This window comes from Rhizobium sp. R339, from assembly GCF_002211395.1.
GTDB lineage: Bacteria > Pseudomonadota > Alphaproteobacteria > Rhizobiales > Rhizobiaceae > Rhizobium.
In genome coordinates, this window is the sequence record NZ_LOKV01000026.1 from 289,103 (window position 1) to 310,735 (window position 21,633).

20 protein-coding genes are annotated in these 21,633 nt (G+C 61.4%); 14 read left to right on the forward strand and 6 right to left on the reverse strand.

From position 1 onward, the window contains the following. Positions 1 to 74: 74 nt before the first annotated feature. From ATY76_RS28345 to ATY76_RS28360, 4 genes are all read right to left on the reverse strand, one after another. A complete protein-coding gene (locus ATY76_RS28345) occupies positions 75 to 767 on the reverse strand; it encodes a hypothetical protein (RefSeq protein WP_088677969.1) in 693 nt (230 codons plus the stop codon). Positions 768 to 848: 81 nt separating this feature from the next. Then, positions 849 to 1,742 carry an NAD(P)-dependent oxidoreductase gene (locus ATY76_RS28350; RefSeq protein WP_088677970.1) on the reverse strand — a complete coding sequence of 298 codons (894 nt, stop codon included), beginning with the start codon at positions 1,740 to 1,742 and terminating at the stop codon, positions 849 to 851. After that, the gene (locus ATY76_RS28355; RefSeq protein ID WP_088677971.1) at positions 1,739 to 2,578 is read right to left on the reverse strand and encodes a glycosyltransferase; all 840 of its coding nucleotides are present in this window, start codon (positions 2,576 to 2,578) and stop codon (positions 1,739 to 1,741) included. The genes ATY76_RS28350 and ATY76_RS28355 overlap by 4 nt, the downstream gene beginning before the upstream one ends. A 190-nt stretch (positions 2,579 to 2,768) precedes the next feature. Continuing rightward, positions 2,769 to 3,989 (reverse strand): NAD-dependent epimerase/dehydratase family protein, encoded by a 1,221-nt coding sequence (locus ATY76_RS28360; protein WP_088677972.1) that lies wholly within the window; start codon positions 3,987 to 3,989, stop codon positions 2,769 to 2,771. Positions 3,990 to 4,152: 163 nt separating this feature from the next. Between ATY76_RS28360 and ybgC the strand changes: the two genes are divergently transcribed. The 14 genes from ybgC to serA all read left to right on the forward strand — a co-directional run bounded on the left by ybgC (position 4,153) and on the right by serA (position 20,181). Continuing rightward, on the forward strand, positions 4,153 to 4,608 hold the full coding sequence (gene ybgC, locus ATY76_RS28365; protein WP_088677973.1) for a tol-pal system-associated acyl-CoA thioesterase: 456 nt from the start codon (positions 4,153 to 4,155) through the stop codon (positions 4,606 to 4,608). 374 nt (positions 4,609 to 4,982) lie between these two features. Further along, positions 4,983 to 5,702 carry a protein TolQ gene (tolQ, locus tag ATY76_RS28370; protein ID WP_088677974.1) on the forward strand — a complete coding sequence of 240 codons (720 nt, stop codon included), beginning with the start codon at positions 4,983 to 4,985 and terminating at the stop codon, positions 5,700 to 5,702. An 18-nt stretch (positions 5,703 to 5,720) separates the two neighbouring features. After that, positions 5,721 to 6,176, forward strand: a complete 456-nt coding sequence (tolR, locus tag ATY76_RS28375) for a protein TolR (RefSeq protein ID WP_003566333.1) — start codon at positions 5,721 to 5,723, stop codon at positions 6,174 to 6,176. An 8-nt stretch (positions 6,177 to 6,184) separates the two neighbouring features. Beyond that, the gene (locus ATY76_RS28380) at positions 6,185 to 7,327 is read left to right on the forward strand and encodes a hypothetical protein (protein WP_088677975.1); all 1,143 of its coding nucleotides are present in this window, start codon (positions 6,185 to 6,187) and stop codon (positions 7,325 to 7,327) included. Beyond that, positions 7,328 to 7,765 carry a hypothetical protein gene (locus tag ATY76_RS28385; RefSeq protein WP_088677976.1) on the forward strand — a complete coding sequence of 146 codons (438 nt, stop codon included), beginning with the start codon at positions 7,328 to 7,330 and terminating at the stop codon, positions 7,763 to 7,765. Positions 7,766 to 7,787: 22 nt separating this feature from the next. Then, complete coding sequence (gene tolB, locus ATY76_RS28390; RefSeq protein ID WP_088677977.1) at positions 7,788 to 9,098, forward strand: Tol-Pal system beta propeller repeat protein TolB; 1,311 nt, start codon at positions 7,788 to 7,790, stop codon at positions 9,096 to 9,098. Between the two features lie 151 nt (positions 9,099 to 9,249). Then, positions 9,250 to 9,786, forward strand: a complete 537-nt coding sequence (pal, locus tag ATY76_RS28395) for a peptidoglycan-associated lipoprotein Pal (protein WP_088677978.1) — start codon at positions 9,250 to 9,252, stop codon at positions 9,784 to 9,786. Between the two features lie 159 nt (positions 9,787 to 9,945). Further along, positions 9,946 to 10,935: a tol-pal system protein YbgF gene (gene ybgF / locus ATY76_RS28400; protein WP_088677979.1), complete on the forward strand. Its 990-nt coding sequence runs from the start codon at positions 9,946 to 9,948 to the stop codon at positions 10,933 to 10,935. 11 nt (positions 10,936 to 10,946) lie between these two features. Further along, entirely contained in the window at positions 10,947 to 12,413 is a 1,467-nt protein-coding gene (gene tilS / locus ATY76_RS28405; protein WP_088677980.1) for a tRNA lysidine(34) synthetase TilS, read from the forward strand. A 97-nt stretch (positions 12,414 to 12,510) separates the two neighbouring features. Next, positions 12,511 to 14,442: an ATP-dependent zinc metalloprotease FtsH gene (gene ftsH, locus ATY76_RS28410; protein ID WP_088677981.1), complete on the forward strand. Its 1,932-nt coding sequence runs from the start codon at positions 12,511 to 12,513 to the stop codon at positions 14,440 to 14,442. Positions 14,443 to 14,685: 243 nt separating this feature from the next. Further along, a complete protein-coding gene (glmM, locus tag ATY76_RS28415; RefSeq protein WP_088678054.1) occupies positions 14,686 to 16,038 on the forward strand; it encodes a phosphoglucosamine mutase in 1,353 nt (450 codons plus the stop codon). A 266-nt stretch (positions 16,039 to 16,304) separates the two neighbouring features. Next, positions 16,305 to 17,141, forward strand: coding sequence for an outer membrane protein (locus tag ATY76_RS28420; protein WP_088677982.1), 837 nt, complete (start codon positions 16,305 to 16,307; stop codon positions 17,139 to 17,141). 188 nt (positions 17,142 to 17,329) lie between these two features. Further along, a complete protein-coding gene (locus tag ATY76_RS28425) occupies positions 17,330 to 18,508 on the forward strand; it encodes a phosphoserine transaminase (protein ID WP_088677983.1) in 1,179 nt (392 codons plus the stop codon). Positions 18,509 to 18,585: 77 nt separating this feature from the next. Further along, positions 18,586 to 20,181, forward strand: coding sequence for a phosphoglycerate dehydrogenase (gene serA / locus ATY76_RS28430; RefSeq protein ID WP_088677984.1), 1,596 nt, complete (start codon positions 18,586 to 18,588; stop codon positions 20,179 to 20,181). 77 nt (positions 20,182 to 20,258) lie between these two features. Here the strand turns inward: serA and ATY76_RS28435 are convergent, their stop codons facing one another. Next, a complete protein-coding gene (locus tag ATY76_RS28435; protein WP_088677985.1) occupies positions 20,259 to 20,525 on the reverse strand; it encodes a hypothetical protein in 267 nt (88 codons plus the stop codon). Positions 20,526 to 20,665: 140 nt separating this feature from the next. Beyond that, positions 20,666 to 21,622, reverse strand: coding sequence for a DMT family transporter (locus ATY76_RS28440; RefSeq protein ID WP_088677986.1), 957 nt, complete (start codon positions 21,620 to 21,622; stop codon positions 20,666 to 20,668). Between the last annotated feature and the right edge of the window lie 11 nt (positions 21,623 to 21,633).

The window sequence follows — 21,633 nt, forward strand, 5'->3', positions numbered from 1 at the left end:
CATAAACGGCTGGGTGAGTGATGCAATGCCGGCTGCGACGGGAGCGCGCCGGTTTTCCGTCTCGTCTGCTGCGGTCAGACGACGATGCTCGTCGGTATCGCCGCAGCGCCGGTGGAGAAGGCTGCTATGTCGGCAGAGGTATAGGCGCCTGCCTGCCGGTCCTGCTGGCGCAGTTCGCGCATGGCCTTATCGAGGAGCTGCTTGAGTTCGTGGACAATTTCCTTGAATTCTTCCATCGACTCGCGATCGTCGGCCGAAATGCCTGAAAATTTCGGGCTTTCCTCCACGGTGCTCTCATAGGCTTTGCGAGCCTCGGCGGCGTCGGTCGGTTCCGGCGCGGCGGTTTCCGCCGTGGTGTCCGTCAAGGCAGCTTCGGCGCCGCTCGTTGCCGCAGCCGCGGGATCTGTGGCTGCATCCGCCGGAACAGCCGTGGCCGGGCTGCCGGTTGCGACCGCCGCCGCGAATTCGGAGGCAGCGGTGCCAACCTTGCGCGCCAGTTCGGCGGCGAGGCGAGCGACGATCTCGGGAGGCATGTTGGAGCTCTTCAGCATTTCCAGCTGCTGTTTTGCCTCGTCGAGCTTGCGCTGTGCCTTCGCCTTGGCTTCGTCCTCCGAGTTCGCCAGGGTCTGGCGCATCTGCTGCAGTGCCACAGCGGCGCGCTGCAACTTCAACACGCCCTGATCGGCTTCGGTTTCAGTGGCGGATGTTGCCGCTGCCGAAGCCGTGCCGCCCAAGATGACGGAAGCTGATGTGGTTGCGACCTGCATGGACAATCCCCCGAATGGCAGTTCGGGCCCCGATGACGATTCGGGCGCATCCTGCAATGTCAGACTTGCGTGGACCTGCCTTTAGGATTCCGGCAGACCGGCGGCAAGCCGCTGCATCGTCTCTTCGAACAGAGCGGTTCCGCCGGGCGCCCAGCCGAGCGCGCGGATTTTTGCCGTGCTCATGGGGTTCAGCATCGCCCTGTCGCCAGGGGCAGGCAGGGCGTGCCGACAGTCCGTCTCGCGGCGGATGGGCGAGAGGATATCGTTGGTATCGACCGATATATCCGAGACGTTGAAGACCTCGCCGGAGATGCGGTTGCTTTCCATTTCCAGCATCAGCCGCACCGCACGCCCGAGGTCGCGGCCGTGAACTTCGGTTCCTGCACGGACGGCGACCGGCCGGCCGGCGAGGTAATCGGCGATGAGACCGTCCCATTTGTTTGGAAGGAGATCGCCATAGACGCCGGTCGCCCTCAGGCTGACGCCGGCAAAACCGGGGGCTGCGAGATGAGCGAGCGCCCGTTCGGCATCGAGCTTCACCCGGCCGTAGAGCGTCTCGGGCTCCGTCAGCATCGCTTCGGCAAGCTCGGTTCCCGGGGGATGGTCGCCATAGGCGGCGCGGCTGGAGAGGAAGACGCAGCGGCGCGTACCGGCGCGTTTGGCGGCTTCGAAAAGCCGGACGGTGCCGTCGAGGTTCAGTTTCTGAAAGCTTTTCGGATCGTCGCCCTCGCCGCCGCGATATTTGCCGGGAACATGGCTGAAGGCGGCGTGGACGAAGAAATAGGCATCATCGAAGACGTCGATCTGATCCTTGTCGGGATCGAGGGACAGCGCTGCGAATTCGACCGGGCGGGAGAAGAGGCGGGGATGGGGCGCACGGCGCCCGCCGACGATCACCTGATATCCGGCGGCCAGCAGTTCCTCGACGACATAACGGCCGACGAGGCCCGTTCCGCCCGATACCAGTACCTTCATGCCGTCCCTTCCGGATTGGCCAGCGCCGCAATCTCAGGTACGTCGCCATTCTCATGGAAACGGTGCCACAAATCGATCAAAGGTTGTAGCCGCGCCGCCTTGGGATGATCCTTTTCCCACGGTTTTTCATACTGGTAATGCAAGATCGAAATGCTCTTCCAGTCCCAAAGGCCGGGCATGGTGAACCATACATATTGCAGCATGTTGAAATAGACCGGCAGGCCGTGCCAATCCGGGAAGAAAGTCTCCAGAAACGTCTGGTCCGTCCGCCTCCAGAAGGCGTCCGGCCTGTCGAGCCGCTCGAGCATGTGCCGGAATGTGTCATGCGAGGGCTTGGCGACGAAGACGCCCGAGTTCATCCGGTGGAAGTCGGCGAGGCTTTCGTAGACATTGGGAGCGGCTGAGAATTCCGGATAGAGAAAGAGCTTGTCGACGTTCTTCAGCGCGAGAGCGTCCGCATCGATGAAGACGCAGCGCTCATATTCGACGAGCTGCCAGAGCCTGAGCTTGCAGAAATTGTCGAGCGGCGAATGGAAAACCGGCTTGCAGCCCTTGGTGAAGGGGGCCGCGGAATGGAGCCGGCCGCGGGCGTGGCGTTCGTTGAAGGCATCAGAGAGTGGCAGGTGCTCGACTTCGATCAGTTGGCAGCCGAGTGTCTCAAGCGGGGCAAGGGCGGTCTGATCGACCCCGCCGGTATGGAGGATGACAATGTCGGCGCTGGTGCAGGTTCGGCGCAAGGAACGGGCGAGCGCGGTCGCGCCCATGGCGTAGTCGGCATTGGTGACGAGGGTGACGTAGGCGAAACGCTGGCGTGGCTGTGTGGTAACGTGGGCCATCACCGCCCTCCCTCATTCCTGTGCTCGTCACAGGAATCCAGTGCGCCCAAGTCTTTGGGCGCGAAAGACTTTTTTCCTTGATGTAATGATTCATTCACGGCGCGGACGCGCCGTGGCTGGATTCCTGTGACGAGCACAGGAATGAGGGAGTTTCTGGTTGCTCCACCTCCCAATACAAGTGCTTTCGTGCTCACGAGACGGACTTCAGCCGCTTGCCTTCCGGATCGTGGTCGATCGTCGCGGCGATATCTCTGGTCCAGGCGGAGACAGCAGGCACACGCGCGCGGTCGACGCGATAGGCGAATTTTTTCGCCACGTCGACGATCTCTCCGAGCAGGCCGGTTTCCAGGGTGATCGGATCGAGACCGAGGTCGAGGAACTTCTCGTTCCTGACGATCAGCTCGTTTTCCGGGGCTTCCTTGCGCGGATTGGGCAGCCAGGCGACCTTGGCGCCGCTGATCCCCGCGATTATCTGGGCAAGGTCGCGCACCCGATGGGTTTCCGTCATCTGGTTGAAGATTTCGACGCGGGCGCCGCGAGCCGGAGGATTCTTGAGCGCCAGCTCGATGCAGCGCACGGAATCCTGGATATGAATGAAGGCGCGGGTCTGGCCGCCGGTGCCGTGGACCGTCAGGGGATAGCCGATCGCAGCCTGGATGAGGAAGCGGTTCAGCACGGTGCCGTAATCGCCGTCATAATCAAAACGGTTGATCAGCTGCGCGTGGCGGCGCGTCTGCTCGGTATGCGTGCCCCAGACGATGCCCTGGTGCAGGTCGGTGATCCTCAGGCCGTCGTTCTTGGCGTAGAACTGGAAGAGAAGCTGATCCAGGCACTTGGTCATGTGGTAGATCGAGCCCGGATTGGAGGGATAGAGGATTTCCTGGCTGACGGTCTCGCCGGCCGCCGTTTCGATGCCGACGGGCAGGTAACCCTCGGGGATCGCGGCGCCGACCGTCGAATAGCCGTAGACGCCCATGGTGCCGAGATGGATCAGGTGAGCGTCGAGGTTCAGCTCCGTCAGCGCGTTCAGCAGGTTGTGCGTGGCGCTGACGTTGTTGTTGACAGTGTAGTTCTTGTGGCGGTCGCTCTTCATCGAATAGGGCGCGGCGCGTTGTTCGGCGAAATGGATGATGGCATCGGGCCGATGCTCCGAAAGCCACTTTTTCAGCAGCTCGTAATCCTTGGCGAGATCGATCAGGTTGAAATGGATGCGACGTCCCGTTTCCGCATGCCAGATGCGGGTACGCTCCTGGATCGAATCCATCGGCGTCAGCGATTGAACACCGAGTTCGGTGTCGATCCAGCGGCGCGAGAGATTGTCGAGGATATGGATGTCGTGACCGGCATCCGAAAGGTGGAGAGAGGTGGGCCAACCAATGAAACCGTCTCCGCCCATCACCGCAATCTTCATCGCATCGTCTCCTGATCGGTCGCTCGTTATCGGGAATAGTTAGGAATTGTGACAATCATTCAATGCCTGCCGGCGGCGCATTCAATGCCTGCATGCCGGGCATTCAATGCTTGCCTGTCGGAAAGCGTTGCGCCAAAGAGGGCACCGGAGTTTGGAGAAAATTATGACGGAACGCCCTTTTTCCATTTCGGGAGAGCTGACGGAGGCCGGACACCGCCTCCTCCAGCGGGTCTATTATGAAGATACGGATTTCTCCGGCCTGGTTTATCACGCCCGCTATCTGCATTTCCTCGAGCGCGGCCGCACGGACTATCTGCGCTGCCTCGGCGTTGAGCAGCGCGAGCTCGTCAGCGCCGACGAGGAGGGCCTCGTCTTCGTCGTGCACCGGATGGAAATCGACTTCAAGAGCCCGGCGCGCATGGACGACGTGCTGACGATCCTGACGCACACGGAAAAGGCCGGCGGCGCCAAGATGGTCCTCAATCAGCAGATCCGCTCGGGCGAGACGCTGCTGATATCAGCCAAGGTGATCATCGCCGTCATCAACGCCAAGGGGCGGCCGAGGCGGCTGCCGGAAACGCTGGCGGCAAAATTCCTGGAAGGCAGCCAGCCGCTATAGCCCGAATCGCTGGAAATGCGGGCTTGTCAAAACTTGAACTTTATGTGAAGGAATTCCCGCGCCGCAGGATGAGCGCTCTTTCGGCAGCCGGACTTGGTTCCGGTCAAGTAATCCATGGAACAAAATCTCCCGAAAATAGGCTTACTGTCACAGTCCCGCACTAACGATCTATTAACCATAATAGTGTCTTACTCGGAAAGTCGGAGTTTGGGCGGTAGACGCCTTCCTTTGACCAAATTTGACGGCAAGAAGGCGGAAGATGAGCTTGGAAGCTTGACCAGGGCTTTGGGCAGCGGCCGCCAGACACTTCTTGCGAGATCACTTTGTGCCGCCCGGTCCTGTGCCGGGCGTTTGGATTCGAGGATTTTGGATCAATGGAACAAGTAGGATTGGCAGCAGCCACGACGGACGTCAGCCTCTGGTCGCTTTTCATGCAGGCCGGCGTCGTCGTCAAGCTCGTCATGCTCGGGCTCATCGCAGCCTCTGTGTGGACCTGGGCGATCGTCATCGACAAATACCTGGCCTATGGCCGCGCCCGGCGGCAGTTCGATAAGTTCGAGCAGGTTTTCTGGTCGGGCCAGTCGCTGGAAGAACTCTACCGCTCGCTGTCGGAGCGCAACAATACCGGCCTGGCGGCGATCTTCGTTGCGGCCATGCGCGAATGGAAGAAATCCTTCGAACGCGGCGCCCGCTCGCCGATCGGCCTGCAGATGCGTATCGACCGCGCGATGGACGTGACGCTCGCCCGCGAAACCGAATATCTCGGCGCCCGTCTCGGATCGCTTGCGACCATCGGCTCTGCCGGTCCGTTCATCGGCCTCTTCGGCACGGTCGTCGGTATCATGACCTCGTTCCAGGCGATCGCCGGCTCGAAGTCGACCAATCTTGCGGTCGTCGCGCCCGGTATCGCCGAAGCGCTGCTCGCCACCGCGATCGGCCTCGTCGCCGCTATCCCGGCGGTTATCGCCTACAACAAGTTCTCCGCCGACGCCGGCAAGCTCTCGGCGCGCATGGAAGGTTTCGCGGATGAATTCTCCGCCATACTTTCGCGCCAGATCGACGAGAAGCTGCAGCCGCGTGCTGCTGCGCAGTAACCAACGGAGTATTCTGACATGGGTATGGCTGTTGGAGGCAATGGCGGCGGGGGCGGCGGACGCCGCCGTCGCGGCGGTCGGAACAAGGCCGTCATCTCCGAAATCAACGTGACGCCGCTCGTCGACGTCATGCTCGTGCTTCTGATCATCTTCATGGTCGCAGCACCGATGATGACCGTCGGCGTGCCGATCGACCTGCCGGAAACGCAGGCCAAGGCGCTGAATTCCGAGACGCAGCCGATCACCATCTCCGTCAAGAACGACGGCGAGGTGTTCCTGCAGGAAACGCCGATCCCGGCGGCCGAGATCGCCGCCAAGCTCGAGGCGATCGCGACCACCGGCTATAACGAACGCATCTTCGTGCGCGGCGATGCAACGGCGCCCTACGGCGTCATCGCCGACGTTATGGCGCGCATCCAGGGGGCCGGTTTCAAGAATATCGGCCTCGTGACGCAGCAGAAGAAGGACCAGTAACGCTCAAAATGAAGGCCAGCGTCGTCACATCTGCTGTTCTGCATTGCCTGGTGCTGACCTGGGCGATGGTATCGCTCGGCGCCCCGGAATCCTTCAAGGTGGAGGATTTCGAGGCGATGCCGGTCGATCTGGTGCCGGTGGAATCCATTACCCAGATGCAGCAGGGCGAAAAGACGGCTCCGAAGAAGGAAACGTCCGCGCCCGTGCCGACGACACGCCCGCCGATCCCGCAGCCGGCGGAGAACGCCGGCGACAACAATATCGACCTGAAGACGCCGCCGGTTCCGAACGCAAAGCCGAGCAATACCGAGGCTGCGGCAGCGAATTCGAGCGAAAAACCGCTGCCGACAACCGATCCGAAGCCGAACGACGTCAAGGAAGTCAACAAGGAAGAGACCGAGGTCGAGCAGCCGAAGGAGGTCGCCTCCATTCCGCCGCCAAAACCCGTCGAAGTGACGCCGCCGAAGCCGGAGGAAAAGCCGCCGGAAGAACAGGCAAAGCCTGAGGAGCCGCCGAAGCCCGATGCGGAAGCATTGCCGGACAAGGTGCCGACGCCCGTCGTTAAGCCGCAGGTAAAGCCCCCGGAACCCCAAAAAGCTGCCGAGAAGCCGCCTGAAAAGCCGGCGGATGAGCCAAAGGCCGCCGAAAAACCGACGGACAAGAAGAAGGCCGACAAGAAGCAGGAAGTGGCGAAATCGGCTTCGACGATGAAGAGCGATTTCAACGCCGACGAGATTTCGGCTCTGCTGAACAAGACCGATCCTTCCGCCGGCGGCGCCAAGCGCTCGACGCAGGAAGCCTCGCTGGGGAACAAGAAGAGCAACAGCGGAGCCAAACTCAGCCAGAGCGAGGAGGATGCTGTACGCAGCCAGATTTCCAGCAACTGGAGTGTTGTTTCAGGGCTAGCAGGTGCTAGCGAAGTGCAGCTTCAGGTTCGTTTTCAACTCGATCAAGCTGGGAATGTCGTTGGCGATCCAGAGGTCATTGCGACAGGTGGGCCGGATGCGACACGTCAAGCTCTTAAGAGCAGCGTTTATCGCGCTGTCATGAAATCATCTCCTCTCAAGAATTTGCCAGCAGATAAGTATGAAGGCGAGAACGGCTGGAACGAAATGCGTCTTACCTTCGACGCAAGCGATTTTGGAATCTAGATGCTGAGAAGCTTATGCCATCTGCCGAAGGCCGTCGGAATCCTGACGATATTCATGGCCACTTTTGCGTTTCCGCTCAGCGTCTATGCGGAGAGGAAAAGCCGTGAAGAAAGCGATCAAAAAGCACCGATTTTGACCGAGGCAGCTATCGATGCGATGCGAAATGCCATTCAAAATCGCTTTTTCCTGCCCGGCGACTTAAAGGATGCGGGCAGCGTTCATCTAAGCTTCCATGTGCGTCTTGATAAGGACGGTCGCGTTATAGGCTCTCCTGAAGCGGAGGTCAGTGGCGGTAGCGAGCGCACACGGAAAATCATTACCGACGCCGCTCGTCGCGCAATCACCCGCGCAGCTCCTTACACGATGTTTCCAAAAGACAAATACGATGCCTGGAAGGAAGTCATTTTGAACTTCGACGCCAGCCAACTGAACCTATAAAGTGCTGAAAGGCTTGTTTGACATGGTCAAGTGTTCCCTCATCCGCGCCCTGATGGTCGTCGCCGGCCTGCTCGGTGCCGCAGCCTTTACGACTCCGGCGAACGCTCTTGTCGAGCTCAATATCAACAAGGGCAATATCCAGCCGCTGCCGATCGCGGTGACGGATTTCCTTCAGGGCAACATGGGCGCGCAGGTGTCCCAGGTGATCGCTGCCGACCTGCAACGGTCCGGTCTGTTTGCGCCGATCAACAAGACAGCCTTCATCGAGAAGATCTCCAATCCGGACGCTTCGCCGCGCTTCGAGGACTGGAAGGTCATCAATGCCCAGGCGCTGGTAACCGGTCGTGTCACACAGGAGGCGGACGGCCGCCTGCGCGCCGAGTTCCGCCTCTGGGATACATTTGCCGGCCAGCAGATGACCGGTCAGCAGTTCTATACGCAGCCGGAGAACTGGCGGCGTGTCGCTCACATCATCGCTGATGCGATCTATAAGCAGATCACGGGCGAGGAAGGTTATTTCGATACCCGCGTCGTCTTCGTCTCCGAATCCGGCACCAAGCAGCAGCGCAAGCGCCAGCTTGCGATTATGGACCAGGACGGCTTCAATGTGCGCATGCTGACCGATGGCAGCGACCTTGTGCTGACGCCGCGCTTCTCGCCGAGCCGGCAGGAGGTCACCTACATGTCCTTCGCCAACCAGCAGCCGCGCGTCTATCTGCTGCAGCTCGAAACCGGGCAGCGCGAAGTCGTCGGCAACTTCCCGGGCATGACGTTCTCGCCGCGCTTTTCGCCTGATGGCCAGAAGGTGATCATGAGCCTGCAGCAGGAAGGCAATTCCAACATCTATACGATGGATCTGCGCTCGCGCACGACGACTCGACTGACCTCGACGGCTGCGATCGATACCTCGCCCTCCTATTCGCCTGATGGCGCGCGCGTCAGCTTCGAGAGCGACCGTGGCGGCAAGCCGCAAATCTATGTGATGAACGCCGACGGTTCCGGCCAGACCCGCATTTCCTTCGGCGACGGCTCCTATTCGACGCCGGTCTGGTCGCCGCGCGGCGATCTCATCGCCTTCACCAAGCAGGCCGGCGGCAAGTTCTCGATCGGTGTGATGAAGCCGGACGGTTCGGGCGAACGTATCCTGACGACGGGCTTCCACAATGAGGGCCCGACCTGGGCGCCGAACGGCCGCGTGCTGATGTTCTTCCGCCAGGCGGCGGGCTCGGGCGGTCCGCAGCTCTATTCGATCGACCTGACCGGCTATAATGAACAACTCGTGAAGACGCCGACCTACGGTTCCGACCCGGCCTGGTCGCCGCTCCTGGAGTAAGAGGCGCGGCAATGCCTTTTTGTCGCCCTAGAATCATGGAAACCGGGCGACTACGGGACAAATCAGTAAATTGTTAACCATAATCTTTGAGGGGCGGTTAACCGAGTGCGGTTACTGTCCGGAAACCCTGAAATCGCAAGGAGACCCGGCCATGAGCCGAATTCACACCCCGGCAATGAGCCGCATGCAGAATTTCGCCCGCAACCCCGTCATGATCGCGCTTCTCGCCGGTCTCGCGCTTGCAAGCTGCGCCAACAAGAAGAATGGCGGCATGCCGAACAGTGCCGGCGACATGGGTCTCGGCGCCGGTGCAGCAACGCCGGGCTCGGCCCAGGACTTCACGGTCAATGTCGGCGACCGCATCTTCTTCGATACCGACTCCTCGTCGATCCGCGCCGATGCTTCGCAGACGCTCGATCGTCAGGCTCAGTGGCTCGGCCGTTACCCGAACTACCAGATCACCGTCGAAGGCCATGCCGACGAACGCGGCACGCGCGAATACAACCTTGCTCTCGGCGCCCGCCGTGCCGCAGCTGCCAAGGATTACCTCGCTTCGCGCGGCGTTCCGGCGCAGCGCATGAAGACGATCTCCTACGGCAAGGAACGTCCGGTCGCCGTCTGCGACGATATTTCCTGCTGGTCGCAGAACCGCCGCGCGGTTACCGTGCTCGGCGGCGCCGGTATGTAATCACCGGTTATAATTCGTTTTCGGAAAGGCGGTCCCGTCAGGGGCCGCCTTTTCTTTTTGACCACACTTTGGCCAGACTCCGTTGCTTTTTGACAGCAATTGGAAAAATCTCCTGTTCGCGCCTAAAGCGCGAAGAATCACTGGGACAGGACGATACATATGAAGAAACTTGTCGTGGCAGGCATGCTGTGCCTCGCGGCTATGACCGGGAGCGAGCGGGCGGCCTATTCGGCCTCGTTCTTCGGGCTGCATCTCGGCGGCCGGTCCGCGGAAAACCAGGCGGCGCCGCCTGTCGTCAAGGTGCAGAGCGGCGATGCCGAGGTTCGCGTGCAACAGCTCGAAGAGCAGTTGCGGCAGCTGAACGGCCGGATCGAGGAGATGAGCTTCCAACTGCTGCAGATGCAGGAGACGATCCGCAAGCAGCAGGAAGACAATGAATTCCGCTTCCAGCAGCTCGAAAAGACGGGTTCCGGCGGCGGTGGCGCCAAGGCTCCCGTCAAGAAGAGCGAGACCGATGCGGCTCCGGCAGCGTCCGGCGGGGACGATGTTGCCAGGGTCATCCAAGCACCGCAGGGAGCCGAAACGGCTCCCTCCAACGGCGTGCCTGAGAATACCGGACTCGGTCAGCCGCCGAAGCAGCTCGGCTCGATCGAGTTCGATCAGAACGGCAATCCGGTCGGCGGAAGCGTCGACGAGAATGCCACCATCGGCTCCGGCCCAATTCCCGATGCCAATGGCGGAACGCCGCAGCAGACCGCCTCGCTCGGCAGCGAGGCCGACCAGTACAAGGCGGCCTATGGCCATGTGCTGTCGGGCGATTACGGCACCGCCGAGCAGGAATTCAACCAATATATCGCCCGTTACCCGAGCAGCGCGCGCGCAGCGGACGCCAATTTCTGGCTCGGCGAAGCGCTCTACTCGCAGGGCAAATATAATGAGGCGGCCAAGACCTTCCTCAACGCACATCAGAAATACGGCAGCTCGGAGAAGGCGCCGGAGATGCTGCTGAAGCTCGGCATGTCGCTTGCCGCCCTCGATAATAAGGAAACGGCCTGCGCGACGCTGCGCGAGGTCTCCAAGCGTTATCCGAAAGCCTCCCGCGCCGTCATAAGCAAGGTTGCGAGCGAACAGAAGCGCCTCGCCTGTTAAGGCCTTCGGCCATGTCCGCGGAGGGCACCTCATCGCCTCGGCTGGCGATCCGCCAGTTTCTCCACTCGCTCCAAAGCCCCGCGCGTATTCTCGTCGCGATTTCGGGCGGCAGCGATTCCACCGGTCTGTTTCTCCTCCTCGATGAAGCCGTGAAGGCCGAACCGCATCTCAACATCTCCCTATGCGCTGCGACCGTCGACCATGCGTTGCGCGCCGGCTCCGCAGACGAGGCGCGAGAAGTCGCAGCCCTCTGCACGTCGCTTGGCATTGCCCACACCATCATGACCTGGCAGGGCGAAAAGCCGAAAACCGGCATCATGGCCGCGGCCCGCGAGGCGCGTTACGGCTTGCTCGCCGAAGCGGCGGAAGCGTTTGGCGCCGATCTCATCGTCACCGGACACACATACGACGACCAGCGCGAAACACTTGCCATGCGCGGCGTGCGAACGGAACAGGTTTCATCAGGTATTGGCGATGGGGTGCTCTTCGACCGGCGTTTCTGGATCTTGCGTCCGCTTCTCTTTTCCAGCCGGGCCGATATCCGTGCTTTCCTCAAAGAGCGGGGCGTGGGGTGGATCGACGATCCGAGCAATGAAGATGTGAAGTACGAGCGTGTGCGAATCCGCCGGCAGCTGTCGGCAGATGCGGATGCGGAGAGGAATATTAGCGCTGTCTGGGAAGAGAGACTGGCTCTTTCGGCCAAGGGAGCGGAATGGCTGGATCATCATTTCAAGCTTCACGGCGGCCTGCTCGGGCGGGTGATGCCTGACGGGTTGCGGCAGGATCGCGCGGTTCTCGACTACGTGCTCGGCCGTCTGACGGCTGTTTTCGGTGGGCAGCCGTTTGCGCCGGGGAGGGCGCACATGGAGCGACTTCTCTCATTCGTCACCGGCGGGGAGCCAGGGCGGATGACTGTCGGCCGAGTGGTGTTCGATCTCAGGCGGGACGGACTTTATCTCACGCGCGAGAGCCGGGGGATATTGCCGATGACTTTGCGGCCGGGAGAGGCGGGGGTCTGGGATGGAAGGTTTTATGTGTGCAATGGGTCGGCGGCCCCGATCGCAATCGAAGCCGCAGCTACACACTCCCCCTCATTCCTGTGCTTGTCACAGGAATCCAGCGCGCCCAAGTCCTTGGGCGCGGAAGGCGCTCTTCCGCTGCGTATGGATTCATTCACCGCGCGGACGCGCGGTGGCTGGATTCCTGTGACAAGCACAGGAATGAGGGAGCATCATTTCGGGCGCCTGCCCAAAGCCGCATGCAAGCGCGCCATCGCCTCAGCGCCGGCCATATCGGCGCAAGGGGTCCCTGTATCTCCGGAATCCGCGGCAGCGATCCACCTAACGCCCTATTTCGCACCCTTCGACCGCTTTTTGACACGATTTGACTTCATCTTTGCAGATAGGCTTTCGGCGGATTTCGCGATGGTTCCCTATGCAGGGCTGCCTTTAAGAAGTATTGACGGAAAAACCATCTGACTTGGGGGATTGCCTTGGCAACAGCCTGGCGCAACCCTATGTTAGAAACGAATAAGACGGTCGCCATGAGGCGGCTGTTCCAGTGCTGGGGAGTTCGATGAACCCTAACTTACGTAATTTTGCCTTGTGGGCGATCATAGCGCTTCTGCTGATCGCTCTTTTCAGTATGTTTCAAACGGCGCCGGCACAGACGGGCTCCCGCGAAATCCCTTATTCGCAGTTTCTGCGTGAGGTCGATGCGGGCCGCGTGAAGGAAGTCGTGGTCACGGGCAACCGGCTGAGCGGTACTTATCTGGAGAACAACAACAACTTCCAGACCTATTCGCCCGTCATCGACGACAGCTTGCTCGACCGCCTGCAGACCAAAAACGTTGCTGTCACTGCACGTCCGGAGACCGATGGGTCCTCCGGCTTTCTGAGCTATCTCGGAACGCTGCTGCCGATGCTGCTTATCCTTGGCGTCTGGCTGTTCTTCATGCGGCAGATGCAAGGCGGCTCGCGCGGAGCGATGGGCTTCGGCAAGTCCAAGGCCAAGCTTCTGACCGAAGCGCATGGCCGCGTGACCTTTGAAGACGTCGCCGGCGTCGACGAGGCCAAGCAGGATCTCGAGGAAATCGTGGAATTCCTGCGTGACCCGCAGAAGTTCCAGCGTCTCGGCGGCAAGATCCCGCGCGGCGTGCTGCTGGTCGGCCCTCCGGGCACCGGCAAGACGCTTCTCGCCCGCTCGGTCGCCGGCGAAGCCAACGTGCCCTTCTTTACGATCTCGGGTTCCGACTTCGTCGAAATGTTCGTCGGCGTCGGCGCAAGCCGCGTGCGCGATATGTTCGAGCAAGCGAAGAAGAATGCGCCCTGCATCATCTTCATCGACGAAATCGATGCCGTCGGCCGCCATCGCGGCGCCGGTCTCGGCGGCGGTAATGATGAACGAGAGCAGACGCTGAACCAGTTGCTGGTCGAAATGGACGGCTTCGAGGCGAATGAAGGCGTGATCCTGATCGCCGCCACCAACCGCCCCGACGTTCTCGATCCGGCGCTGCTGCGTCCCGGCCGTTTCGACCGGCAGGTCGTGGTGCCGAACCCGGACATTGTCGGCCGCGAGCGCATCCTGAAGGTGCATGCCCGCAACGTTCCGCTGGCGCCGAATGTCGATCTCAAGGTTCTCGCCCGCGGCACGCCCGGTTTCTCCGGCGCCGATTTGATGAACCTCGTCAACGAAGCCGCCCTGATGGCCGCCCGCCGCAACAAGCGCGTCGTCACCATGCAGGAGTTCGAAGACGCCAAGGACAAGATCATGATGGGCGCCGAGCGCCGTTCCTCGGCGATGACCGAGGCGGAAAAGAAGCTCACCGCCTATCACGAAGCCGGTCACGCCATCACCGCGCTCAACGTCGCCGTTGCCGATCCTCTGCACAAGGCAACGATCATTCCGCGCGGCCGTGCGCTCGGTATGGTCATGCAACTTCCCGAGGGCGACCGCTACTCGATGAGCTACAAGTGGATGGTGTCGCGCCTCTGCATCATGATGGGCGGCCGCGTTGCCGAAGAACTCACCTTCGGCAAGGAGAACATCACCTCGGGCGCATCCTCGGACATCGAGCAGGCCACCAAGCTTGCCCGCGCCATGGTCACGCAATGGGGCTTCTCCGATCAGCTCGGTCAGGTCGCTTACGGCGAGAACCAGCAGGAAGTCTTCCTCGGTCACTCGGTTTCTCAGTCGAAGAACGTTTCGGAAGCCACCGCGCAGAAGATCGACAACGAAGTGCGCCGCCTGATCGACGAAGCCTATACGCAGGCCCGGACGATCCTGACGGAAAAGCACGATGAATTCGTCGCCCTGGCCGAAGGCCTGCTCGAATATGAGACGCTGACCGGTGAGGAGATCAAGGCGCTGATCCGCGGCGAGAAGCCTTCGCGCGATCTCGGTGACGACTCTCCGCCGAGCCGCGGCTCAGCCGTTCCGAAGGCGGGTGCGCGGCCTGCCACCAAGGGCGACGAGCCCGAAGGCGGCCTCGAACCGCAGCCGCATTGAACGGCGGCACCCCACAAGACAAGGCCGGTTTTCCCACATGGGAAAGCCGGCCTTTTTCATTGGTAACGGGATATAATCATTTTTCTCGGTAATTTACGTGCCGATGCCCATGTTTTGTGGCATCCCGATGAATCGAGGCAGATCTGATTCATGGGTCCCGGACTGACGACGGATCCAAGAAAGCCATATTCGCTTGAAATGTTGCGCAGCCTTGAATGGCGCGCGGAAAGCGCAGGAGTGCAGATGAAAAGACGCTATTTCGGGACCGACGGCATTCGCGGCCAATCCAATGTCTTCCCGATGACGCCGGATCTCGCGATGCGGGTCGGTATCGCCGCCGGCACGATCTTCCGCCGCGGCAACCATCGCCATCGCGTCGTCATCGGCAAGGATACGCGTCTTTCCGGCTATATGCTCGAAAATGCCATGGTCGCGGGTTTCACGGCCGCCGGCCTCGATGCCTTCATTCTCGGCCCGATCCCGACGCCTGCCGTCGCCATGCTGACGCGCTCCCTGCGCTGCGATATCGGCGTGATGATCTCCGCCTCGCACAATCCTTACGAGGATAACGGCATCAAGCTTTTCGGCCCCGATGGCTACAAGCTCTCCGACGATATCGAGGCCGAGATCGAGGATCTGCTCGAAAAGGACCTGAACGCGCAGCTCGCCAAATCCGACGATATCGGCCGTGCCAAGCGCGTTGACGGCGTGCATGACCGCTATATCGAACATGCCAAGCGCACCTTGCCGCGTGACGTGACGCTGCAGGGCCTGCGGATCGCTATCGACTGCGCCAATGGCGCCGCCTACAAGGTGGCGCCTGCCGTGCTCTGGGAGCTCGGCGCCGACGTCGTGACCATCGGCAACGAGCCGAACGGCACCAACATCAATCTCAATTGCGGCTCCACCAGCCCGGTTGCATTGCAGAAGAAGGTTGATGAAGTACGCGCCGATATCGGCATCGCTCTCGACGGCGATGCGGACCGCGTCATCATCATCGACGAGAATGGTTCGATCGTCGACGGCGACCAGCTGATGGCCGTCATCGCCGAAAGCTGGGCCGAGAACCAGCAGTTGCGCGGCAACGGCATCGTCGCCACTGTGATGTCCAACCTCGGCCTCGAGCGCTTCCTCGACGAACGCGGCATGGCGCTCGCCCGCACGAAGGTCGGCGACCGCTACGTCGTCGAGCATATGCGCCAGCACAATTACAATGTCGGCGGCGAGCAGTCCGGCCATATCGTGCTCTCGGATTACGGCACAACGGGCGACGGCCTGGTTGCCGCGCTGCAGATCCTTGCCGCCGTCAAGCGCACCGGCCGGACGGTCAGCGAGGTCTGCCGCCGCTTCGAGCCTGTGCCGCAACTGCTGCGCAATGTTCGCATCAGCGGCGGCAAGCCGCTGGAAGATATCCAGGTGCAGAAGGCGATCGCCGATGCCGAAGCCGAACTCGCCAAGAACGGCCGCCTCGTCATCCGCCCCTCCGGCACCGAGCCGCTGATCCGAGTCATGGCTGAGGGCGACGACCGCGCCCAGATCGAGCGCATCGTCAACGAATTGATCGGAACGATCTCGAACGTCCGGACGGCTGCTTAATTCTTCGAATATAGATTACGCGAAGAGCCGGTGCGCATGCGCCGGCTTTTTTGTTGACGCCATATGCCAGCGAAATCGCGTCGTCAGATGGCAGCTTCAAAGACTTGCCACGTCAATCCAAGTTTCCACTACCGGAAGCTTCAAGATCTTCAGTAAATAATCGTGGTTAAGCAGCTTTTAACGTTTCCAATTCATTATCCATGCGAAGCGTACCAGATTGGCAGCGACTGAGCCTGCCGGCGCAACGGGATTTTGGAGTGAGATCCATGAAGAGAAGCTTGTCCGGCGTCCTCGCCGCATTATTGATCGCGACAAACGCCTATTCCGCGGACTTGGCTCCTGCCGAGCCGATCCCGGAGCAGCCGCCCGAAGTGACGGTTACCGAAGCCACCGGCTGGTACCTGCGCGGCGATGTCGGCTATGCCTTCACCGATCTGCGCGGCGCGCGCTATTTCCAGGGCAGCAACGCCACCGAAGTCGATTTCGACGACGCCGACCTTGATGACGCATGGACGATCGGCGGCGGTGTCGGTTATCAGATCAACAGCTATCTGCGCACCGATCTGACGTTCGATTATCTGACACAGGCGGATTTCAAGGGCTCGACGGTCGGGCAATGCGGCTTCCCGCTGGTGGATTGCACGTCGAGCGACCGCTCTTCGCTGACGGCTTATACGCTGCTTGCCAACGCCTATGTCGATCTCGGCACCTATGGCTACGTTACGCCTTATGTCGGCGCCGGTATCGGTGGCTCCTACGTCAAGTGGAAGAACCTGCGCAACGTCGCCTGCGCCGATGACGGCAGCTTCTGCGACGATCAGGTCACCCATGGCGGCAAGGGCAACTGGCGCTTTACTTACGCCCTCATGGCCGGCGCCTCGGTCGACGTGACCTGCAACTTTAAGGCCGATGTCGGCTACCGCTACCTGCATATCGATGGCGGCAACATGTTCGGCTATGCCGAAAATGGCGGTCCGGGCCGCGACAAGGGCCTCAGCGCCCATGAAGTCCGCGTCGGTGGCCGCTATCTCTTCGGCGGATGCGCCCAGGCGAGCTATGAACCGCCGCCGGAAATTCCGCTGCAGCCGGCGGTCTACAAGTAAATCCGAACCCTTCGCATGAAAAAGCCGCCCCTCAACCGGGCGGCTTTTTTCATGGCCGCCACCCCGCCTGCGTCAAAATATCTTCCCTCTGCGACACTTCGGTCTTGACTATGAGGCCGCCGATCCATAGACACGGCGGCGGGACACCCTTCCCCAACGAAGGGCTTTCTATCTGAGAGGATAGCATCATGGCGAAGACCGCAAAGCCGGACATCCGTCCGCACAATACCCATTTTTCTTCTGGCCCCTGCTCGAAGCGCCCCGGTTGGTCGCTCGAAGCCCTTTCCGACGCGGCTCTCGGCCGTTCGCACCGCGCGAAGGTCGGCAAGGCCAAGCTGAAGCAGGCCATCGACCTTACCCGTGAAATTCTCGAAGTGCCGGCGGATTACCGCATCGGCATCGTTCCGGCCTCCGACACCGGCGCCGTCGAAATGGCGCTCTGGTCGCTGCTCGGCGAACGCGGTGTCGACATGCTCGCCTGGGAAAGCTTCGGCGCCGGCTGGGTCACCGATGTCGTCAAGCAGCTGAAGCTCAAGGATGTGCGCAAGCTCGAAGCCGGTTACGGCGAGCTTCCCGATCTCTCGGCCGTCGATTTTGACCGCGACGTTGTCTTCACCTGGAACGGCACCACGTCTGGCGTGCGCGTGCCGAACGGCGATTTCATCCCTGCCGACCGCAAGGGCCTTACGATCTGCGACGCCACGTCGGCGGCCTTCGCCCAGGAACTCGATTTCGCCAAGCTCGATGTCGTCACCTTCTCCTGGCAGAAGGTTTTGGGCGGCGAGGGCGCGCATGGCGTCATCATCCTTTCGCCGCGCGCCGTCGAGCGCCTCGTGACCTATACGCCGGCTTGGCCGCTGCCGAAGATCTTCCGCATGACCTCGGGCGGCAAGCTGACGGAAGGCATTTTCCAGGGCGAGACGATCAACACGCCGTCGATGCTCTGCGTCGAGGATTATATCGATGCGCTGCTCTGGGCCAAGGAGCTCGGCGGCCTGAAGGCGCTGATCGCCCGCGCCGATGCCAATGCCAAGGTCATCCACGATTTCGTCGCGGCAAACGACTGGATCGCCAATCTCGCCGTCAAGGTGGAAACAGCCTCCAACACCTCCGTCTGCCTGAAGATCGTCGACAAGGACATCGCGGCGCTCGACGATGACGGCCAGGCGAACTTCGCCAAGGGTCTGGTCGGCCTCCTGGAGAAGGAAGGCGTCGCCTATGACATCGGCCATTACCGCGACGCGCCGTCGGGTTTGCGCATCTGGGCTGGGGCCACGATCGAGGCGTCCGACATGCAGAAGCTGATGCCCTGGCTTTCCTGGGCCTTCGAAACGCAGAAGGCGCAGCTCTCCCAGGCGGCTGCCTGACGTGACAGCATCCGGCTCCGCCACAGGGCGGAGCCCTTGATTTCATCCATCGCTGAACATTTTTGAAGGAGTCCCTCATGGCACCTCGCGTTCTCGTATCCGACGAATTGTCGGAAACCGCCGTCCAGATCTTCCGCGACCGCGGCGTCGAAGTCGATTTCGAACCGCAGCTCGGCAAGGACAAGGATCGTCTGCTCGAAGTCATCGGCAAGTATGATGGTCTCGCCATCCGCTCCGCCACCAAGGTGACCGAAAAGATCATTCAGGGGGCGACGAACCTCAAGGTCGTCGGCCGCGCCGGCATCGGCGTCGACAATGTCGATATTCCGGCCGCCTCGCGGCGCGGCATCATCGTGATGAACACGCCGTTCGGCAACTCGATCACGACGGCCGAACATGCAATCGCGCTGATGTTCGCCGTCGCCCGCCAGCTTCCGGCAGCCGATACCTCGACGCAGGCCGGCAAGTGGGAAAAGTCGAAGTTCATGGGTGTCGAGATCACCGGCAAGACGCTCGGCGTCATCGGCGCCGGCAATATCGGCTCGATCGTCTGCGCCCGCGCCATCGGCCTCAAAATGCATGTCGTCGCCTATGACCCGTTCCTCTCCAAGGAGCGCGCCGAGGAGATGGGCGTCACGAAGGTCGAGCTGGACGAGCTTTTCGCCCGCGCCGATTTCATCACCCTGCACGTGCCGATGACCGACAAGACGCGCGGCATTCTCAACAAGGAAGCGCTGGCGAAGACCAAGCCCTGCGTGCGCATCATCAACTGCGCCCGCGGCGGCCTGGTCGATGAAGCGGCTCTTGCCGAAGCCATCAAGTCGGGCCATGTTGCCGGTGCCGCCTTCGACGTGTTCGAGGTCGAGCCCGCCAAGGAAAGCCCGCTCTTCGGCCTGCCGAACGTCGTTTGCACGCCGCATCTCGGCGCTTCGACGACCGAAGCGCAGGAAAACGTCGCCCTGCAGGTGGCCGAACAGATGGCGGACTACCTCGTCAAGGGTGCGGTCTCCAACGCCATCAACATGCCGTCGATCACCGCGGAAGAAGCGCCGATCCTGAAGCCCTTCATCCGTCTTGCCGACGTTCTCGGCGCCTTCGTCGGCCAGGTCACCGAAGAGCCGATCAAGGAGATCGAGATCCTCTACGACGGCATCACCGCCAACATGAACACACGGGCGCTGACCAGTGCGGTGCTTGCCGGCCTCATCCGCCCACAGGTCGCCGACGTCAACATGGTTTCGGCGCCGATCATGGTCAAGGAAAAGGGTGTGGTGCTTTCCGAGGTCAAGCGCGACAAGACGGGCGTGTTCGACGGTTATATCAAGCTGACGGTGACGACCGAAAGCATGACGCGCTCGGTCGCCGGGACGGTGTTCTCGGACGGCAAGCCGCGCTTCATCCAGATCAAGGGCATCAACCTCGATGCCGATGTCGGTTCGCACATGATCTACATCACCAACACCGACGTCCCCGGCATGATCGGCTTCATCGGCACCACGCTCGGCGGCGCCAACGTCAACATCGCCAACTTCCAGCTCGGCCGCGACAAGCAGGGCGGTGACGCCATCGCGCTGCTCTATGTCGATGGCGAGGTGGACGACGGCGTGCTCGCGCAGCTGACGGCCCACCAGGCGATCCGCCAGGCAAAGCTGCTGACGTTCAACATCGACTGATTTTCCTCCTCCCAAGGAATATGGAAAACCCGGCGCAGGAAACGGCGCCGGGTTTTCTGCGTCAGGAATGCGCAATTTCAGTGAGGCAAACGCTTGCGGCGGACCATCTTGCCGAAACGGGCTCTGTCGTCCTCAGCCTTGGTGCGATGAAGGAAAGCGCGCCTGCTGCCATCGAGTCCCCGGAAGAATTCGTCCCAGGAAATATCTTCCTGCGTTTCCGAGGAAAAATCGACACGGACGGTTTCGCTGTCGGTCGCGTTCTTGATGCGGGCGGGATGGCCGCCACGTTCTTCGATCCAGTGTCTGATCCTGTCGTAATCCGTCGTCGTGCCGAACCTGCCCATGAAACCCTCCTCAGCAATTCGATTGCGACATGCCCGTGCAACGCGCGACATGGGGAATCGTTCCACGGAAGGAGTATTATTTTAGTAGGTTCGGATTAATCCCAAATTGGGACACTTGCTGATCGCGAGATTGCGAGGCTCTATCGCCCAGGCGCCTGCGCATCGCCTTCGGCCGGTGTCGTGGCCAGTGGCGATTGCGCGTCGCCGGAGGCAACGGCTGCGGGCAGAGGCACGTGGCGCTTGCGCTCGCGGATCAGCGTCAGCAGGCCGGAGCAGACGATGAGCACGATGCCGAAGGCCATCGGCAGGTCGACCCGATCGTTGAAGAAGAGATAGCCGAAGGCGATGGCCCAGATCATCTGGCTGTATTGCGGTGTCGCAACGAGTGTTGCCGGGGCGAGGCGTGCGGCCGTCATCAGCATCACGTTTCCCGCTGCACCCAGCAATCCGTAACCTGCGAGAAAGACCCATTGCTGCGGAGAGGGTACGATGATCTTCGAGAGCATCAGAACGCCGCTGACGATGAGCGTGCCGAGCAGGGAGGCGCCATAGAGCGACAGCCGTTTCTCGGCCGGGCCGAGCGCGCGCAGGATGACGATGGCGACACCGGCGGCGACGGCGCCGATGGTTGCGGCCAGATGTCCGGCGGACAGTTCGCGGAAGCCGGGCCGCAGGACGACCAGCACACCGAGGAAGCCGACGATGACGGCCGCCCAGCGCTGCCAGCGCACATCCTCCTTGAGAAAAATCACCGAGAGGATGGTGACGACGGACGGCAGCAGGAACAACAGACAGAAGGCCTCGGCCATCGGCAGCTTTGTGAAGGCGATGATGGAGGCGATCGAGCCGGCCGCGCCGGCGGCAAAGCGCGCCATCCAGAGCGGCCGGTTGGTCGTTGTGAAGATGTCGAGCCATGAATCGCCCCGCCCCTTGATGAAGGGAAGGGCGGACATGCTGAGCACCGCGCCGATGAAGGCGACCTGAAAGGCGGGAATAGTGCCGTGCAAGGCTTTGATCGATGCATCGCTGAAAGCAAAGACGGCATAGCCGGCGAATGCGACAAGGACGCCGCGAAGCGTGGTTGAGGCGGCTGTCATATATCCGAATC

Bases quoted from the DNA above. Each gene is read 5' to 3' on its own strand.
- tilS (WP_088677980.1), top strand. From the start codon at position 10,947: ATGTCCGCGGAGGGCACCTCATCGCCTCGGCTGGCGATCCGCCAGTTT.
- ATY76_RS28360 (WP_088677972.1), bottom strand. From the start codon at position 3,989: ATGAAGATTGCGGTGATGGGCGGAGACGGTTTCATTGGTTGGCCCACC.
- ATY76_RS28435 (WP_088677985.1), bottom strand. From the start codon at position 20,525: ATGGGCAGGTTCGGCACGACGACGGATTACGACAGGATCAGACACTGG.
- serA (WP_088677984.1), top strand. From the start codon at position 18,586: ATGGCACCTCGCGTTCTCGTATCCGACGAATTGTCGGAAACCGCCGTC.
- ATY76_RS28425 (WP_088677983.1), top strand. From the start codon at position 17,330: ATGGCGAAGACCGCAAAGCCGGACATCCGTCCGCACAATACCCATTTT.
- ATY76_RS28420 (WP_088677982.1), top strand. From the start codon at position 16,305: ATGAAGAGAAGCTTGTCCGGCGTCCTCGCCGCATTATTGATCGCGACA.
- ATY76_RS28380 (WP_088677975.1), top strand. From the start codon at position 6,185: ATGAAGGCCAGCGTCGTCACATCTGCTGTTCTGCATTGCCTGGTGCTG.
- ATY76_RS28355 (WP_088677971.1), bottom strand. From the start codon at position 2,578: ATGGCCCACGTTACCACACAGCCACGCCAGCGTTTCGCCTACGTCACC.
- ybgC (WP_088677973.1), top strand. From the start codon at position 4,153: ATGACGGAACGCCCTTTTTCCATTTCGGGAGAGCTGACGGAGGCCGGA.
- ATY76_RS28345 (WP_088677969.1), bottom strand. From the start codon at position 767: ATGCAGGTCGCAACCACATCAGCTTCCGTCATCTTGGGCGGCACGGCT.
- ATY76_RS28440 (WP_088677986.1), bottom strand. From the start codon at position 21,622: ATGACAGCCGCCTCAACCACGCTTCGCGGCGTCCTTGTCGCATTCGCC.
- tolR (WP_003566333.1), top strand. From the start codon at position 5,721: ATGGGTATGGCTGTTGGAGGCAATGGCGGCGGGGGCGGCGGACGCCGC.
- ATY76_RS28385 (WP_088677976.1), top strand. From the start codon at position 7,328: ATGCTGAGAAGCTTATGCCATCTGCCGAAGGCCGTCGGAATCCTGACG.
- ybgF (WP_088677979.1), top strand. From the start codon at position 9,946: ATGAAGAAACTTGTCGTGGCAGGCATGCTGTGCCTCGCGGCTATGACC.
- tolQ (WP_088677974.1), top strand. From the start codon at position 4,983: ATGGAACAAGTAGGATTGGCAGCAGCCACGACGGACGTCAGCCTCTGG.
- tolB (WP_088677977.1), top strand. From the start codon at position 7,788: ATGGTCAAGTGTTCCCTCATCCGCGCCCTGATGGTCGTCGCCGGCCTG.
- pal (WP_088677978.1), top strand. From the start codon at position 9,250: ATGAGCCGAATTCACACCCCGGCAATGAGCCGCATGCAGAATTTCGCC.
- ATY76_RS28350 (WP_088677970.1), bottom strand. From the start codon at position 1,742: ATGAAGGTACTGGTATCGGGCGGAACGGGCCTCGTCGGCCGTTATGTC.
- ftsH (WP_088677981.1), top strand. From the start codon at position 12,511: ATGAACCCTAACTTACGTAATTTTGCCTTGTGGGCGATCATAGCGCTT.
- glmM (WP_088678054.1), top strand. From the start codon at position 14,686: ATGAAAAGACGCTATTTCGGGACCGACGGCATTCGCGGCCAATCCAAT.